This is a genomic window from Vibrio sp. 779(2023) (assembly GCF_033344285.1).
In the GTDB taxonomy this organism is placed as follows: Bacteria; Pseudomonadota; Gammaproteobacteria; order Enterobacterales; family Vibrionaceae; genus Vibrio; species Vibrio alginolyticus.
In genome coordinates this window covers 1-1077 of the sequence record NZ_JAWPOM010000206.1, presented here as the reverse complement: position 1 = coordinate 1077, position 1077 = coordinate 1, and the positions used below count along the sequence as shown (strand labels likewise).

2 protein-coding genes are annotated in these 1077 nt (G+C 47.4%); one reads left to right on the top strand and one right to left on the bottom strand.

Annotated features, from left to right (window positions below; genetic code table 11):
• On the top strand, positions 1–567 hold a 567-nt coding region (locus R8O70_RS26110), incomplete at its 5' end, for an isochorismatase family protein (protein ID WP_318184574.1).
• A gap of 118 nt (positions 568–685) precedes the next feature.
• Here R8O70_RS26110 and R8O70_RS26105 read toward each other — a convergent pair.
• A partial coding sequence (locus tag R8O70_RS26105) for an ankyrin repeat domain-containing protein (RefSeq protein WP_318184573.1) occupies positions 686–1077 on the bottom strand: 392 nt, incomplete at its 5' end.

Below are 1077 nucleotides of genomic sequence, written 5' to 3'. Positions count from 1 at the left end.
CCTGTAGCAGGCGCATTGGACATCGTGCCGGAGCTACTAAAAAACCATGCGAAAGGTTGCTTGAAGCTAGTAAGCCGTGACTTGCACCCACCAAAAGCCGCTTGGGATGCAGAAACGCCCGCGAACATGCTAGAGCCCGTTGGCTTGCCAAATGTCGACGTAAAATGGAATCGCCACTGTGTGCTTGGCACAACAGGCGTAGAGCTTCTGGATGGGTTACCTCCAGTGCTTGACTACGATTTCCAAGTCAATAAAGGGATGGATCCGGACGCGCATCCTTACGGTATCTTCTTCCATGACGTGGCTGACACCAAAACTACGGGCGCAAATGAGTTTCTGAAATGCAATAAAATAGATACCGTCGTAGTTGGTGGACTAGCGCTCGATTTCTGCGTCAAGAAATCCGTTATGCAAGCGTTAGATCTCGGCTTTAAGGTGATTGTGAATCTAGCTGCAACTCGCGCCGTTCTGCCAGATACGGTCGACAGCGTGATCGCAGAGATGAAAGAAAAAGGCGCACTGTTTGTCAAAAATGCCGATGACATTATTGTTGAGCGCTTCGCGTAATTAACCGGTTTCCTTGTGTAAAAACGGCCCAGATTTCTGGGCCGTTTTTATTTGCTTATTTTGGGATCGCGTCTTACTCATCATTTGCTTGCTTGGTTTTTCTTGACCTGTTTTTGCTCTATTTATTCTGAAGAGATTTCAACACTTCCGACTGGCCATAAATCTCTGCAAACGTCTTCAAGTCGAGTCCGGCTTTGTTGCGCAAATCGGGCGAACATTCCGCTTGATACAAGTCTTTCGCTATACTAATTTCGCGCTTAATCAGCGCCCCCATCAGGGCCGTGTTACCACGCTTGTCTTGTAAACAGGCATTCGCTCCAGAGTCGAGCAGTAACCGTACCGTGTCTTTATTACCCTGATATGCCGCCACCATTAGCGCGGTGTAACTTTCGTTGTTGCGCTGATCAATCGGGAAACCTTGTGATACAAAGGTTTCAACCACTTCATTGTTACCAATGCGCGCAGCATCAAAAAAGAGCTCTACTAAGGATTGATATTGAGTTTCGAGTT